Here is a 15,155-nt window from a genome sequence, read left to right as displayed (position 1 = left end):
GGGCAGCGCATACCAGGGGGGAGAGGCAGCATACGCCGGTGGGGGATGTTGTCAGTTCAGCACGTCGATTAGTTCAACACGACGATTTCCGAGACACCGCCACGGGTCACTTTCACCGTGCGCGGAGGTTCTGCGACCTCTTGAACCTCGGGGGTGAGATTGGCCACTTCTTGTTTTTTCGGCTCAAAGATCTCGTTGTCGTCGATAGAGCGCAGCAGCAGCGAAAGGTTGCCGCTGGCTTCCGCCGCGATGATCTGCTCGGCATCATCGGGCGAAAGTTCGAGGGTGGCGGTCTTGCCAAGCAGCACAGCGCCGTCGGCATCGGCATTGCTGCCCGATTGGTCGATCGCCAGAACGCGGACATTCTGCAGGATGGTGTCGGTGCTCATCTTGGTGCGGCACCGGATTTCGTCATCACAGCGTTGGGTCAGCAGAATATCGACACGGTTGTTCGGTAGGATAAAACCGCCTGCGGTCTTGGCCGCGCTGATTTTGATCGCAACGGCGCGCATGCCCGGCGACAACAGCGAAGACAAATAGCCCTGACGGGTGTTGGCGAAGCTGTCAGGCAGGATCGGCTGGCCTGCGAACATATCCATACGGGCAATGTTGCCCAGCGTGTTTTTCAGTGCATCAGGAGAGTCGGTGTCAGACACCATGCTGGAATGCACGGCGTTGCGTGGCCATTCAATCCAGCCCAGATCGCCTTCGGTCAGTTCGACACCTTGGGTGATTGGGCGCACAGCGGCCAGAACTTTCAGGGTAGGGGCCTCTTCAACCACCTGCGGAGCGTTTGCGGTTTCGCTGCCTTGTGGGGTGGACATATTGACCAGGAGGGTGGCCGAGCCACCGCAGACAAGCGCTGTCACAATGATTAACGAACGAAACATGGGTACACCCTCACGCTAGAGGAAAGACAGGTTGTAGAGGCGTGGGTCAGGAAACAGACATGACCCAAGGGGACGCAGGCAGTAGCAAAACCGCAGCGGCGGCAACAGCAAAGCCTGCAGGGATCTGGCGTCGGGCCGTGTCGGGCCAGGCGCGTTGATTGTTGGTGCGCTGGGCCGGAATTTGAGGCAGGCACAGCAGCAGAATTGCAGAGGTGACTGCGATCAGAGCCGATAGGCCCATGAGCGTCACCGCCAAAGGTGCCCCCAGCCACAGACAGCACACAGCGGCAAACTTGACCAACTGTGTTCCGCGTTGCCAGGGCAACCATCCCATCGCGTTCAGCATCAGCCCGGTGAAAAACACCATTGCGGCAGCAATCAGGCTGTTGGTGATCTCGTCGCGGGTCCAGCCTGAAGCGGCGGCTACCAACAGGTAGCCAGCCAGCAACATCAGGATCACCCCGTTCGGAATGGTCGTCGTTCTGATATCCCGGACCGCTGCAGCACCCGAAAGCAGTGCAAAACCGGCCAAGGAAAGGAGGGAAAGTGTAGAAAGGTACATTTTCGCCTCCTTACTGGGTTTGGGGGGACCGGATGGTCCGGGACATCAGAAACCGTGTCAGCAACTATTAGGTGCTGGAGTCATCCGCCGACAGCGAGTCGGAGATGGTCGTGAAAGTGGAATCCAAGTTTCCCCCCAGGGTGGTCAGGGCGGTAATGGCAACCACGGAAATCAGGCCAGCGATCAGGGCGTACTCGATTGCAGTCGCGCCGGATTCACCTTTGGCGAATTTGGTCAGGAACTTTTTCATGGGACTTTCCTTTCAAGGTTTCCGGTAACTCGTAACCGGGGGGACAGAATATGATGTCGCGCATTGGCGTTTGTTTGTGACGGGCGGTCCTCAGACTGGGTAGGTCCGAGACTGCTCGAGTGACCGTCCGTTGAGGAAGAGAATGCAGTAAAAAAACGCCCCGCGAAATTCAGCCGGATACCCTAGGACAGTCGCAGAAATTGGTCAGGTGGCTGAGATGCCAAAGTCGTTAAGCCCCTATACTTTGGTGGATGCGTTGCCTGCGAAGGGGCGGATAATCGACTGTTTTCAATATGAAAACTGATCTGGATTAAGTCGTTGGGCGACTCAGGGAAACACTAGGCTATGTGGTGAAATGCTGGTCCTGATCGACATGAATCACCCGCAGAATCACTCGCGGCACGATGTGTGTGATGGGCGGTCTGGGCCGGTTTCAGCGCCAGCTTGGCAGCCCGTTAAAGTCGCGCCGTTGGTTGGGCTGAGCGTCTGAGTTTTCGCGATGCCGAGCGGCGCATTGCGCGTCTGTGTGGCGGTCCCAGACACATGGAAAGGCCCGGCATGTGCCGGGCCTGCGATGGGGTATAGCGGGGCTGTGGGGCTAGCCCTGAATGATCTGGATGATCGCAGGCGCGATGATGATGACGAACAGGATCGGCAGGAAAAACACGATCATCGGCACGGTTAGTTTCGGCGGCAAGGCGGCGGCTTTTTCCTTGGCCCTCTCCAGTCGCAGATCCCGGCTTTCTTGGGCGTGAACCCGCAGGGCGCGGCCCAGGTCGGTGCCGTACTTTTCGGTCTGTTTCAATGAACCGACCACCTGCCGCACCGGATCCATTCCTGTGCGTTCCACAAGATTATCAAGGGCTTGCGTTCTGTCCTGCAAGTAGGAGAGTTCCAACGATGTCAGCGATATTTCTTCGGCCAGTTCTTTGGACTGCATGCCGATTTCCTCGCTCAAGCGGATCAGCGCGGCGTCGATGCCGTAACCGGATTCCACACAGATCAGCAAAAGGTCCAGCGCATCAGGCCAGGCGCGTTGGATCGATTCCTGGCGTTTGGTGATGCGGTTGCTGATGTACATCCGTGGCAACAACAGCCCCAGGCCCAAACCGCCGCCGCCCAGCATGGCGATGTTTTGTAGGGTCCATTCCTTTTCAAAAATCACCACACCGTAAAACAGTACCACGGCCGCCATCGCTATCGGCATCAGGATGGAGATCATCACATAGACCCCCAGCGCATTGCTGCTGCGTAGGCCCGCCATGCGTAGTTTCTTTAGGATCGCAGTGGATTGTGTGCCCGCCAATTTGGCAAAGACATTGGCCTGTTGTGTTGCACGCTTACCGCCGCCTAACCCCAGTAGGGTCATCAATGACTTCTTCTGCTGCATTGTCTGGGTGCCGCCGTGTTCGATTGCGACCTTTGCCAGACGGCGTTGCAGGTTTTCCTTTTTCAACAGTGGCATGGCCAGTCCTAGAACCACCAGAAAACCGGCGACGGACAACAGGATAATGGCCATCATCTGCGGCGAGAGGGCAGAGAGGTTCAGCATGTTCTTCCCCCTTTAGACGTCGAAGTTGATCATTTTCTTCATCACCATGATGCCGGTGAACATCCACAAAGCGCAGCCACCAAGGATGACCTGTCCCATGCGCGTGCCCAACAGCACGTTGATGTATTCAGGGCTGAGGTAGAACAGTGCGGCTGCCACCAGCATCGGCATCGCGCCGATCATCTGACCGGACATTTTAGCCTCGGACGACATGGTTTTGATCTGCGCATCCAGCATTTTGCGACCCCGAACCACCAGCGAAAGGTTGTTCAGAATTTCGCTGAGCGACCCACCAGAGCGGCTTTGCACGGCGAGAACAATCGCAAAGAACGAGGTTTCCGCCAACGGCACCCGCAGTGCCAGACGATGGGCCGCCTTTTCCAGCGGCATCCCAACAGACTGGTCGTTGAGCAGCATCTGGAATTCGCTGCACACGGGTTCCTTGGTTTCGTTCGCGATGGTCTTCAGGCATTCGCTTAGCGGCAAACCGGCGCTAACGCCGCGCACAATGATGTCCAGTGCGGCGGGAAACTCATCGGAAAACTTCTTCAACCGCCGCTTGGTGGCGCGCACCACATAGAAGTAGGGCAAGGCCAATCCCAAAACCGCGGCGATGGGGGCTGCGATGATCGGGTTGATCTGCGCCACAATCGCCAGACCGAAAAATGCGCTGAGCGCAGTGCCGAGGCATACCAGCACAAATGTTTTTTTAGACCAGCTGAGGCCGGCCTGTTTCAACTGGGTCTGGAAATTGGTGTTTTTGCCCTTTTTGCCGTCCTTCATTGCGGATCGGATTTGGCGGCGGCGGAGTTCGGCATCAATAGCATCCGCACCCGGGACCACTCGGCCACCACCACTGCCGCTGACGCGGTTCATGCGTTTTTTCAGGCGGCTTTCATTCGCGGTTTCCGATGATCCCAACATCAAGGCGACGACCAGCACAAAAACCGACAGGAAAATCGCAGCCTGCAGCAGGACAGCTTGATTGGATTGGACAAAATCAAACATGGTGCATGCCCTCCATCCCGTCTTCTTTCGCCTCGGCGGCGCGCAGGGCGTTGGTCAGATCATCCGCACAGCCGAAGTAGCGCGCGCGTTCCCAGCATTTGGGGCGGCTGATGCCGCAGCTTTGGTGCTGACCGATGATCTTGCCGTTTTCGTCCTCGCCCAGAATTTTGTAGAGGAACAGATCCTGCGTGGTCAGCACATCGCCCTCCATCCCCAGCACTTCGGTGATGTGGGTGATACGACGGGAACCATCGCGTAGACGCTGGGCCTGCACGATCACATCCACAGACGACGCGATAATCTCGCGCAGGGTGCGTACTGGCAGGCGCGATCCGCCCATGGTGATCATTGCCTCCATCCGTGACATGGCATCCCGGGGGGTGTTGGCGTGGACCGTACCCATGGAACCGTCGTGGCCGGTGTTCATCGCCTGCAACAGGTCAAAGGCCTCTGGTCCACGTACCTCGCCCACGATGATCCGTTCAGGACGCATCCGCAGACAGTTCTTTACCAGATCGCGCATGGTCACTTCACCCGTGCCCTCCAGCGAAGGCGGGCGGGTTTCCAGACGCACAACATGAGGCTGTTGCAATTGCAGTTCCGCCGCATCCTCGCAGGTAACGATACGCTCAGTGGTTTCAATGAACCCCGCCAGACAGTTCAGCAGTGTCGTCTTGCCCGAACCTGTACCGCCGGACACAAGGATGTTGCAGCGGACGCGACCGATGATTTTCAGGATTTCGGCGCCTTCGGGGGTGATGGAACCGAAGTTAACAAGATCCTCTAGAGTCAGGGAATCTTTGCGGAATTTACGAATGGTGAGGGCGGTTCCATCTACGGCCAGTGGGCCGGCGATGACGTTCACGCGGCTACCGTCGGGCAGGCGGGCGTCACAGATCGGGCTGCTTTCATCCACGCGACGACCCACCTGCGATACGATGCGCTGACAAACGTTCAACAGTTGTCGGTTGTCCTGAAAACGGATTTGCGTGCGTTCCATTTTACCGCTGACCTCGATGTAGATCGGGTCAGTGCCATTCACCATGATATCGGCAATGTCATCACGCGCCAGCAGCGGTTCGAGCGGGCCATAGCCCAGAATGTCGTTGGTGATGTCAGCGATGAGATGTTTCTGTTCGCTTTCAGAAATCACCTCTTTCTTCACCGCCAGAATGTCGGTGACGTAATTCGCAATCTCGCGCCGTTCCTCGCCTTCGCCCATTTGTGCCAGCTGGTTGATGTCCAGCATCGAGATCAGGGTTTCCATGATCTCGGCCTTGAGCTTGTAGCGCGCGCTGTCCGCCTCGGTCGGTTGAGGGGATCGTGCCTCTGCCTTGCCCTTGGGGATGACCTTGGTGTCGGGTTTCTGAGCGATGGGTGCCTTGGGCGCGGGGGCTGAGGTTGCCTCGGCGCCGGGGGCAGGGCGCTGCGGCTCTGTCGCGGGTTTGGCACTGGACAGGACGCTCTGAGCGGGACGGCCGGTTTTCTTGGGGGCGGAGCCGGTTCTTTTGCCAAACATGGGTAACCTCGAAACGATAGGGACAACACGCAATGAAACGGCGCACAGAGAATGCGCTGCCGCAAGATTGCACCGTGAGGCGTGGCTGCCACAACTCATCCCCATGGCCGAAGTGCCAAGGCGGGTTTGCTGGCGGATTTGGAGGGGAGGGCGGCAAAAAGTATGTAGGCCACTTCCGAATGGAGCCGACCGTCAGACCTATGCGCCCCCCAGTAGGCGACCGCAAAACGCTAAGCTAAAGGAGAAGATTCGCGCGCTTTGATGCATGGACGATCTGCCGCCCGCCGCCAAAGCGCCGACTGAACTTATAGCTGCGACGGACATACCGATGACCGACATTCCCCGCGATTATACGCGTGACCCGAACCTTGATCAGCCTCTGGACCAGTCCACGGCGCAGAATGCGCGCCCGCTTGATGCGTCGCGCAGCCTGACTGCGGGTTTGCGGGTGCTGGTTCTGTGCGATGGTGCCGAGGCGGAATTGAACGTGACACCGGGTGGTCCGATTTCGGTGCAGTTGGCCCACAGCTGGTTTGATGTCTTTAACGTGCTGGAACACGATCACATCGACGTTCTGGTGCTGGAAAGCTTTACCGAGGATACGCTGGAGGCAGATCATATCACCCGCGCCCTGAGAGAGGCGCCGGATCTGCATATCGCGCTTGTAGCCGCAGACATGGAACCAGTGCTGGCGCGTCTGGCGCTGCGTCAGGGTGCCAATGGGATCATTCTGCACCCCGCGCCAGATGAGGTGTTGGATACACCGCTTCGGATGGTGGCAGAGGGCAAGGTGTATATCGACAGCGCTCTTGCTGGTGTGTTGATGGAACAAGCCGCCGGTGCAGGTGAGGCAGAACAGCCCCTGATCTCTCTCACTGATACGGTGGCCGTGGTGGCCGACGATGACGAATATTTCCGCATGGCGCTGACAACCATTCTGGAAGACAAGTTCGGCTTTACCGAAGTGTTTGAGGCCAGCAATCTAGATCAGGCCGAACAGATCATTGCCGCGTGTGGGCGTGTCGATCTGGCGCTGTTTGACCTGCGGATGCCGGGGATGGAAGGCGCTGCATCGCTTGGTAAGCTGCGTCAGACCCATCCAGGTGTGCGCAAGATGGCGGTGGTGTCTGCGTCGCAGGATCGAAACGACGTTTTGCAATCGCTGGCCGTCGGCACCTACGGCTATGTGTCCAAAGCCGAAGGTATCGGCGAATTGAAGTTGGCGCTGTCGCAGATTTTGCAGGGCCGCATTTATGCGCCTGCCTTGCTGCATGAACCGCCGGAACTGGATGCGGGTGCCACTACTGATGCCGGTGTCGTTCTGAGTTTTTCAAACGGGCAAGAGGTCCAGTTCGGCGAAGACGCCGAAGATCTGGCCGCCGCCGCCCGTTATGTGCCCGAACCGGCCCCAGCGCCGGCCCCCAACGCGACACAAGCGCAGGGGGATGTGGCCGAATTGGAAACACTGCCGGATCTATCACCGCGCCAGCGCCATGTGCTGGAACTGCTGGTGAAGGGCATGTCCAATAAAGAAATTGCGCGCGAGATGAACCTGGGGATCGGTACCGTCAAGGTACATGTCACCGCCTTGTTTACCAAGTTGGGGGTATCCAACCGGACCTCCGCTGTGGCTGTTGGTGCCCCGCTGTTATGAGTTGAGTACAGTTATGTTTTCCTTTGCTTCTGCGTCTTCGTCATCCCTTGCGGATGACAACGGTCAGAGTTTTCAGACCGACCATGCCCCATCCGATGCGGGTGAAACGCGCAGTTTTGCGCGGCGTCTGACAGGGCGTTTGCGCGGCGCGGTTGTTAAATTGTGCTTCGCCGGTTTGCTGGCGACGGCCGCAACGCTGCAACTGTTTACGCTGGTGTCTACGGTGGCGAATGGAACGCAGCAAATCGCATTGGCCACCCGCGGGGCAGAGGTTTTTACCACTATTGCCCGCCAAGGCGACGGTGTCGTTTCCCTAATCTCAGATCAGGCGCCCCGAGATGCGTTGCTGGCACTGGAACAGCGCCAGCAGGTGCTGGCACTGACCGGAGATAGCCTACAGGATTTTGCCTATCGTTTGCCCGCAGGGGCGCAGCTGGAATTGTTGCAGCAAGAGGCGACAATTCTCCTGAGCGCCGCGAAAACTGTCGTTTTGGCAGGAGGGCAAGCGGCAGATCTGGCGGCCCTGCGTACAAAAGTATTGGCCTTTGGTGATTTGCAAGTCGCAATGCAAGAGGCTCAGCTGGGTCTGGCTCAGGAACACCTCGTAGGCCTTGAACAACGCACCCGCGCCAAGATTTCGCTGATGGTGGCCTTTCTGGCGGCGACAGTGTTTTTGTTGTCCACGGTTCTGGTGACGGGATTTCGCGAAATGGCCCGCCGGCAGGAAATCGAAGACGAACTGAAAGAGGCCATGGCCGAGGTGGATCAGGCCAGCAAAGCCAAAAGCCGTTTCTTGTCCACCGTGACCCATGAAATCCGCACGCCGCTCAATGCAATCCTTGGCTTCTCCGAATTGCTGGGCCGTGAACCCCTTAGTCCGGATCAAAAACAGCAGGTGTCGCGCCTCAACAATGCGGGGCGCACGCTGAGCCGGATTGTCGATGATGTGTTGGATCTATCCCGCATCGAAGAAGGCGGTCTGGAACTGCGGGATGAGGATTTTTCACCCAATGAACTGTTCCGCGAAGCGGTAGATCTGGTGTCTGTCCATTCGCAGGCGAAGGGTTTGATCCTGAGCAGCGAAATTTCATCCAACATGCCGCGCAGTCTGCAAGGTGATCCACTGCGGTTGTCACAGGTTCTGCTGAACCTTTTGAACAATGCGATCAAGTTTACCCATGAAGGATCGGTGACGCTGAAGGCGGACGCCCGGGTTATCGGTGAAACAGCCCGACTGCGTATCGAAGTGCAAGACAGCGGGATCGGTATCGCCGAAGGAGATCAGGAGCGTTTGTTTGACCGCTATGTGCAGACCGATGGCGGGTTTCAGGCGCAGTCGGGCGGTGGCAGCGGTCTGGGGTTGGCGATTGCGCAGGGGCTGGTTCATGAGATGGGCAGTCAGCTGGAAATGCACAGCACGCCACAGCAGGGCACGACCTTCTGGTTCTATGTGGATCTGCCCGTGATTGATGCACGCAGCGAGTTGCCGATCGAGGTGCCGGAACTGTCCGTTCTGAACGCGGCCGCGGAACGTCTGATGTTGGTAGATGACAGTGTTGATACTGGCGAATTGATCCAGCGTATCATGGGCCGTGAGGGCATACATGTAGAGGTCGTGACCAATCCCCTAGATGCGCTGGCGCAGGTGATGCAGTACGACCCTGACGTGATCATGTGTGACATGCAGATGCCGGAACTTAGCGGGGTAGAACTGACCCGCCAGATCCGCAAGCTGCCTAAACCGTTCTGCGATGTTCCTGTGGTTGCCTTTTCCGCCACCAGCATGACGTCGGAAATTGAACAGATGATTCAGGCCGGGGCCAATGCCTTTGTTGCAAAGCCTTTCCAGATTAACGATTTGGTCGGTGCAATCAGCGCGGTCCTCGAAGAGGCGGGTGAACGCCATGCCAAACGGGCTGCAGCGCGCAAAACCACGCGCACTTTTGCCGAGGTGGAACAAATGGTCGACCTGATGGGCAAGGATTGGGCACAGCGGTTTCTGGGCCGTTTGCGTGACCGACTAGAGGATGGGCTGAACAGTCAACAGTCGCGCACCGAACGGATGGCGATGGCGCACCGTGTTGTCGCTGAGGCGGGGCAGATCGGGGAACGCGATTTGTCGCTGGCGGCCACCGCGCTGGAAGAAGCGCTGCGCGCCGGCGGCGACATTTCCCGCGAAGAGGCGCGTTTCCGAAATGAGGCCCGTGCGTTCCTGTCGCGACTGCCGCTACTGAATTTCCGTATCGGGTAATCCGGCAGTCCGCGCTGTACTATCGGTTTCGCCTCGTTGCTGGTCGGTCAAATGCCCAGCGGCGGGGCGTTTAGCTTTGGATGTCTCAGCCCACGTTCTGCGTGGGCGCGATCGCTTCGCCGTCCAACAGAACCGCGAGGTCCTCCCAACCGTCCAAATCTGCCAGATCATGCAGGAAATGTCGCATCGAGAGCGGTTTGGTCAATATGCCCTGCGCCCCTGCCGCCAGGATTTCCTCGGCACTGGTGGCACCTGCTGTCAGTCCGAAAATCGCGCCTTCGAACCCTAGTGCGCGCAGTGCTTTGCAGACCTCTACCCCGTTCATGCCGGGCAGTTCCACATCGGTCAAAACAAGATCCGGTGTCATGTCGCGCATATAGTCCAGCGCGTCTTCGCCGCTGGCGACCTGTACGACATCATCAAACCGGCGCAGCAGTTGGGATTGGGTGATCTCCGCGACAAGGGGGTTATCCTCGATCAAGAGGACGGTGCGGTTAACTTTGTGGGGCTGGTTTAGCGGTGTCGCTTTGGGCACCTCAGCCGGGGCGGTTTTCAGTGGCAGTGTCACCTCAAACAGCGATCCGCCAGTGGCGACGGCCCTGTATTCGACGGTGCCCCGCATTTTGTCGACAAACAGTTTAACGATATAGGTGCCCAAGCCAGAGCCGTCTGCCTGCGAATGAACGCCGTGGGTCTTGCGGTTGAAGGGGCTAAATAGACCGGGAAGCAGGGCCTGCGGGATGCCCTTGCCGTTGTCTTCTACAGTCCAGACACCACACAGTTGGCCGTGTTGATGTTGTTCACGATAGCTGATCACCAGATGCGTGCCCTGTGAATGCAGGATGGCATTGCGGATCAGGTTACCTAGGATCTGATGCAGGCGCCCAACGTCCAGAATGCGGTCTGCGTCGTATTTTGGACTGCTGTGCAGGTCGATGCTGATCCCGGCATTTTCTGCCACAACGCGATAGACGTTGATCAGATGCGCCAGCATTTCATTTGGATTGAAACGGCTATCGTTAGCGGGCAGCAGATCCTCGTCACGCACCACACTGCCCATGTCATCCATCAGACCAAGGAATTGCTGCAGCACCCCATCGATACGCGGCCCCAGCTGGTCCCAATCCTGTGTGTCGTGCATTTGTTCGGCCAGCATTTTCAGCAATGCGGCAGGGGTGCGCAATTCATGGCTGATCAGCGCGAACAGGCGGTGTTGGCGTTCCTTGCTAAACTCCAGCTGGCGCAGGGTTTCGCGCAGAGTGGTTGAAGTTTCGTGCAGCTCGGTGATGTCGGTTAGTGTGCCGATGGTAACCAGCCCATACTGCCAAGACATTTCCGACACGCTGTGCAAACGGTAAACATGATGGGGCGCATCGTCAGCCCATTCATTGCCGTCCGCAATTCGGATGATCGCGGCCTGAGGTTCGGGGGCATAGCCCGATAGAATGCGGTTCAAAGTTTGCGCATCCTCTTGCGGCATACGGCGCAGGGTGTCGGTCAGCGTATCGTTGAAGGTCCGCTGCGCCGCGATACGGATCATATCATCCATCCAGAACCGTTGGAGACGCGCGCTGAACAGGAAATGCCCGTACTTCGAAAACTCGTATGAATTGGAGAGTTTCTGGCGCAGGGTCGTGCTGCGGCGGATCCTGGAGCGTTGGTTCAGCAACACAATATCAAAGAATGTCAGCAACGTTAGAAAACTGGCAAAGATCAGGTAGTCTTCGGACCAGTTCAGGGTTTCGTCGGGCAATACCATCCGCTGCACCATCAGCCCAAGCAAAGTGACCGGCAAGGCGCTGACGACAGGCAGCAGGAACCGCAGCAGAATGGCGAACATCACAGTAAAGACACGCTCTGTCTGCCAACCCAGTGCCTTGTCCAGCATTCCCAGCAACAAGAAGACAATCAACAGCGGTGCCAGTTTTGCTAATTCCGCCGCAGACGGCGGGTAGACCGCGATCACCAGCAACATCGGTGTGAACACGGCCACGACCACGGCTTCGCTCATGGCAAAGACGATTGCATCTTCAAATAGGCGGGTGCCATAGCCCAGCCATTGAGATGCGGCCCACATGCCAAGTGACGACGCGATCAGGCCACCGATTAGCAAAATCACCAGCAGGGTCGCAGACAAGGAGACATCCAATGCAGGTTTCAACGGGCCGCGCGACAGCAGCGGTTCCAATTTGCGCGCCGGGTAGGCCAGTGTCAGGCCAAACGCTGCATTCAGGCAGAGGCTGAAAAAGGTGAAACTGGTCTGGCTGATATGGTCTGTAACCTGATAGCTGCCTCTGGCAAAGGCGAGGTAGGTCATGCTGAGGTGAACCGCCACAAAGGCCACTGCGAAATAGATACGCTTGGCCGGGGCGAACAGGCTAAAGCCAACCAGCAAAAGCAAAGTCGAGGGATGCGGCATATGCCGTGCCAGCGTGTAGTCGGCGACATCCAGCAGGCTGCGGCGATCCCCCGCGATAAAGCATAGGATCGCGACAATCGTGACAATCAGTGGAAACAGGGCGGGAAACTGACGGTCAAGCCGTTCCCTTGTCACAGACACCTGCGGCTCTTGCAGCATCGCACGTATCAGCACCCGATCGCCTTCGGCGCCGACATTGGGGAAAGTATCATTTATGTCTGTATGCAGACGCAATGCCTTGCCTCAAATCGCCTTTGTTAAGCCTTGGCCGCACGAATGCTGCTCAGGCGTGGAAATCAACTTGCACTGAGAATCCTTCTAAGTTCACTGTTGCGTGAACTGAACCAACATGTCTAGATCATTTAACTGACGCTAGGGTCACGGAGAAATACGCTTTCCTCGTGTTGTGTCGCTTTGGCATTTTGGATTTATACGATCTGCTGGCGACGTTTGTCGCTGAAACGTCGCCATATCAGAGCGATCAGGAACATCGCCGTTAGGACCAGAACGATTGTGGGGGCAGGGGCGCTGTCGATGAAGAAGCTGATGTAAGTGCCCCCCAGCATTGCCGCCATATTGACGATCACAGACACCACCAGCATCCAGCCGAATTGACGCACGATAAGGAAGGCAATCGCCCCCGGCGCAATCAGCAACCCGATGGCAAGGATCAGACCGGTGGCGCTGAGCGTCGCAACGATGACAAGGCTGAGCACTGTCAGCAACCCGTAATGCAGCACGTTCACGTTCAGCCCCGCCGCCCGCGCTTGGGCGGGATCAAAGGCGTGTAGCATCAGATCTTTCCACTTCACCACCATCGCCACGCTGGTCAGCACCGCGATAATGCCAGCGGTCCACAGATCCTGCGTGCCCACGCCTAGGATGTTGCCAAACAGGATGTGATCCAGATGCGCGTTGGTCTCAATTGACGTGTACAGCAGCAGGCCAACCCCAAACATGCCGGAAAAGACCACGCCCATCACCGTGTCCTGTTTCACCCGACTGTTTTCCGCCAGATAACCCGTCGCCACCGCACAGCCCATGCCTGCCACAAATGCGCCAAGGATTAAGGGCAGGCCAAGGATATAGGCCAGCACGATGCCCGGCAGCACCGCATGGCTGATTGCATCGCCCATCAGCGCCCAGCCTTTGAGGACCAGAAAACAGCTCAGAAGCGCCGTCGGCACCGCCACAATCGCACAGATCCAGAAGGCGTTCTGCATGAACGGAAACATGAAGGGAAACAGCAGCTGATCCATCACGCAGCCTCCTCCGCCGGGCGGTTCAGCGCGGCACGGGCCTTGGCCCGTGCGGCCAGAAGGCCGTGCTTGGGCGCCCAGATAAAGGCAGCAAGGAAGACCAGCGTTTGCAGCGTCACAATCACCGCGCCCGTCGCGCCATCAAGGAAATAGCTGGCATAGGCCCCGATGAAACTGGACAGCACACCAATCGCCACCGACGTCATGATCAACCGTGGGAAGCGATCGCACAGCAGGTAGGCCGTCGCCCCCGGTGTCACCACCATGGCAATCACCAAAAACGCCCCCACCGTCTGCATTGCCGCCACGATAGAGGCAGAGAGCAGGGCGAAGAACACCAGTTTCAGCAGGTCAGGGTTCAACCCGATAGAACGTGCATGGCTTTCGTCGAAAAACGTGACCATCAGGTCTTTCCACTTCGCCAACAAAACGGCGAGGCTGACAAAACCGATGATCGCCAGTTGCAACGTATCCTCTGGCGTGATCGCCAGAATGTTGCCCATGGTGATCGTCTGCACATTGATCGATGCGGGATTGAGCGACACCAGAAACAGGCCAAGGCCAAAGAAACTGGTGAAGATGAGGCCGATGATCACGTCAATTTTCAGCCCCGACCGATCCGACAGAAACAGCATCGCCCCCGCCGCCAATCCGCCCGAAATAAACGCGCCAAGGGCAAAGGGCAGACCCAGCGCATAGGCACCGACGACACCGGGTACAACCGAATGGGACAGCGCGTCGCCGATCAGCGACCAGCCTTTCAGCATCAGGTAGCTGGACAGAAAGGCGCAGACCCCGCCGACTAGGGCGGACACCCACATCGCATTGACCATATAGCCGTAGGTGAAAGGTTCCAGCAGGACGTTCATTCTTTGGTGTCCGCTGTGTCTGCCGATTTGTGCGTACGCTCGCCATATTGCACAAAGGGACGCTCATCATCGGTCAGGATCGAGATCTGGCGCGGATCGTCATCATCGTGCAACTCTTGGCCGCCCAGCGTGAACTGGCGCAGCACACCACCAAAGGCGCGTTTCAGGTTGTCACGGGTAAAGGTGGTCTCGGTTGGGCCGTAATCCAGCACGGTGCCTTTGACCAGCACGGTACGGTCGCAGAATTCGGGGACAGAGCCGAGGTTGTGGGTCGATACCAACATCACCCGCCCCTCATCGCGCAGCTCACGCAACAGGGCGATGATTTGATCTTCGGTCTTCACATCCACGCCGGTGAACGGCTCATCCAGCAGGATCACTTGACCGTCCTGTGCGAGCGCGCGGGCCAGAAACACCCGTTTGCGCTGCCCGCCGGACAACTCGCCAATCTGGCGCTTGCGGAAATCCTGCATATTGACGCGCTCCAGCGCCTGATTAACAGCGGCATGATCGGCGGCGCGGGGAAGGCGCAGCAGGCCCATATGGCCATAGCGCCCCATCATCACCACATCCTCCACCAGCACGGGGAAGGCCCAGTCGACCTCTTCGGACTGGGGAACATAGGCGACCAGATTTTCCTTCAACGCCTGTTTGACGCTGCGATCCAGCAGGCGGATTTCACCCTTGGCGGCAGGGACAAAGCCCATGATCGCCTTAAAGAGCGTGGATTTACCCGCGCCGTTCACACCGACCAGCGCGGTCACCGTGCCGCGCGGGATGGCAAATGTGGCGTCATGCAGGGCGGTGTGGCCGTTGCGATAGGTGACGGTGACGTCACGGGCAAAAATGCCCCCGCCGACATCTGCGGAACCTGTGAAATCCTTCATCTCGGCGGCGTGCGTCAGGGGCATATCGTCTTTCA

At 58.0% G+C, this 15,155-nt stretch carries 12 protein-coding genes; 2 read left to right on the top strand and 10 right to left on the bottom strand.

Annotation, left to right across the window (positions count from 1 at the left end; translation table 11 throughout):
- Window positions 1-68 precede the first annotated feature (68 nt).
- The 6 genes from cpaB to TM5383_RS10505 all read right to left on the bottom strand — a co-directional run bounded on the left by cpaB (window position 69) and on the right by TM5383_RS10505 (window position 5,781).
- Window positions 69-890, bottom strand: a complete 822-nt coding sequence (cpaB, locus tag TM5383_RS10530; protein ID WP_058318998.1) for a Flp pilus assembly protein CpaB — start codon at window positions 888-890, stop codon at window positions 69-71.
- A gap of 46 nt (window positions 891-936) precedes the next feature.
- The gene (locus TM5383_RS10525) at window positions 937-1,452 is read right to left on the bottom strand and encodes a prepilin peptidase (protein WP_058318997.1); all 516 of its coding nucleotides are present in this window, start codon (window positions 1,450-1,452) and stop codon (window positions 937-939) included.
- A 67-nt stretch (window positions 1,453-1,519) separates the two neighbouring features.
- Window positions 1,520-1,702, bottom strand: coding sequence for a Flp family type IVb pilin (locus TM5383_RS10520; protein WP_058318996.1), 183 nt, complete (start codon window positions 1,700-1,702; stop codon window positions 1,520-1,522).
- 598 nt (window positions 1,703-2,300) lie between these two features.
- Window positions 2,301-3,254, bottom strand: coding sequence for a type II secretion system F family protein (locus tag TM5383_RS10515; protein ID WP_058318995.1), 954 nt, complete (start codon window positions 3,252-3,254; stop codon window positions 2,301-2,303).
- Window positions 3,255-3,266: 12 nt separating this feature from the next.
- Window positions 3,267-4,262: a type II secretion system F family protein gene (locus tag TM5383_RS10510; RefSeq protein ID WP_058318994.1), complete on the bottom strand. Its 996-nt coding sequence runs from the start codon at window positions 4,260-4,262 to the stop codon at window positions 3,267-3,269.
- Complete coding sequence (locus TM5383_RS10505; RefSeq protein ID WP_058318993.1) at window positions 4,255-5,781, bottom strand: TadA family conjugal transfer-associated ATPase; 1,527 nt, start codon at window positions 5,779-5,781, stop codon at window positions 4,255-4,257. Before TM5383_RS10505 ends, TM5383_RS10510 begins: the two co-directional genes overlap by 8 nt.
- 328 nt (window positions 5,782-6,109) lie before the next feature.
- Here TM5383_RS10505 and TM5383_RS16885 point away from each other — a divergent pair, with 328 nt between their 5' ends.
- Together TM5383_RS16885 and TM5383_RS10495 are read left to right on the top strand one after the other, a co-directional pair.
- A complete protein-coding gene (locus TM5383_RS16885) occupies window positions 6,110-7,435 on the top strand; it encodes a response regulator (RefSeq protein ID WP_197407397.1) in 1,326 nt (441 codons plus the stop codon).
- Window positions 7,436-7,448: 13 nt separating this feature from the next.
- Window positions 7,449-9,686: an ATP-binding protein gene (locus tag TM5383_RS10495; protein WP_058318992.1), complete on the top strand. Its 2,238-nt coding sequence runs from the start codon at window positions 7,449-7,451 to the stop codon at window positions 9,684-9,686.
- A gap of 85 nt (window positions 9,687-9,771) precedes the next feature.
- Here TM5383_RS10495 and TM5383_RS10490 read toward each other — a convergent pair whose 3' ends face one another.
- The 4 genes from TM5383_RS10490 to TM5383_RS10475 all read right to left on the bottom strand — a co-directional run bounded on the left by TM5383_RS10490 (window position 9,772) and on the right by TM5383_RS10475 (window position 15,144).
- Window positions 9,772-12,279, bottom strand: a complete 2,508-nt coding sequence (locus tag TM5383_RS10490) for an ATP-binding response regulator (RefSeq protein WP_156415727.1) — start codon at window positions 12,277-12,279, stop codon at window positions 9,772-9,774.
- 254 nt (window positions 12,280-12,533) lie between these two features.
- Entirely contained in the window at window positions 12,534-13,367 is an 834-nt protein-coding gene (locus tag TM5383_RS10485) for a metal ABC transporter permease (RefSeq protein WP_058318990.1), read from the bottom strand.
- Complete coding sequence (locus TM5383_RS10480) at window positions 13,364-14,233, bottom strand: metal ABC transporter permease (protein ID WP_058318989.1); 870 nt, start codon at window positions 14,231-14,233, stop codon at window positions 13,364-13,366. Before TM5383_RS10480 ends, TM5383_RS10485 begins: the two co-directional genes overlap by 4 nt.
- Window positions 14,230-15,144, bottom strand: a complete 915-nt coding sequence (locus TM5383_RS10475) for a manganese/iron ABC transporter ATP-binding protein (protein WP_269431435.1) — start codon at window positions 15,142-15,144, stop codon at window positions 14,230-14,232. The genes TM5383_RS10480 and TM5383_RS10475 overlap by 4 nt, the downstream gene beginning before the upstream one ends.
- Window positions 15,145-15,155 lie beyond the last annotated feature (11 nt).

This window comes from Thalassovita mediterranea (assembly GCF_001458435.1).
GTDB lineage: Bacteria > Pseudomonadota > Alphaproteobacteria > Rhodobacterales > Rhodobacteraceae > Thalassobius > Thalassobius mediterraneus.
Note: the sequence above shows the minus strand (reverse complement) of the source record. Positions and strands in the feature narration are given on the sequence as shown.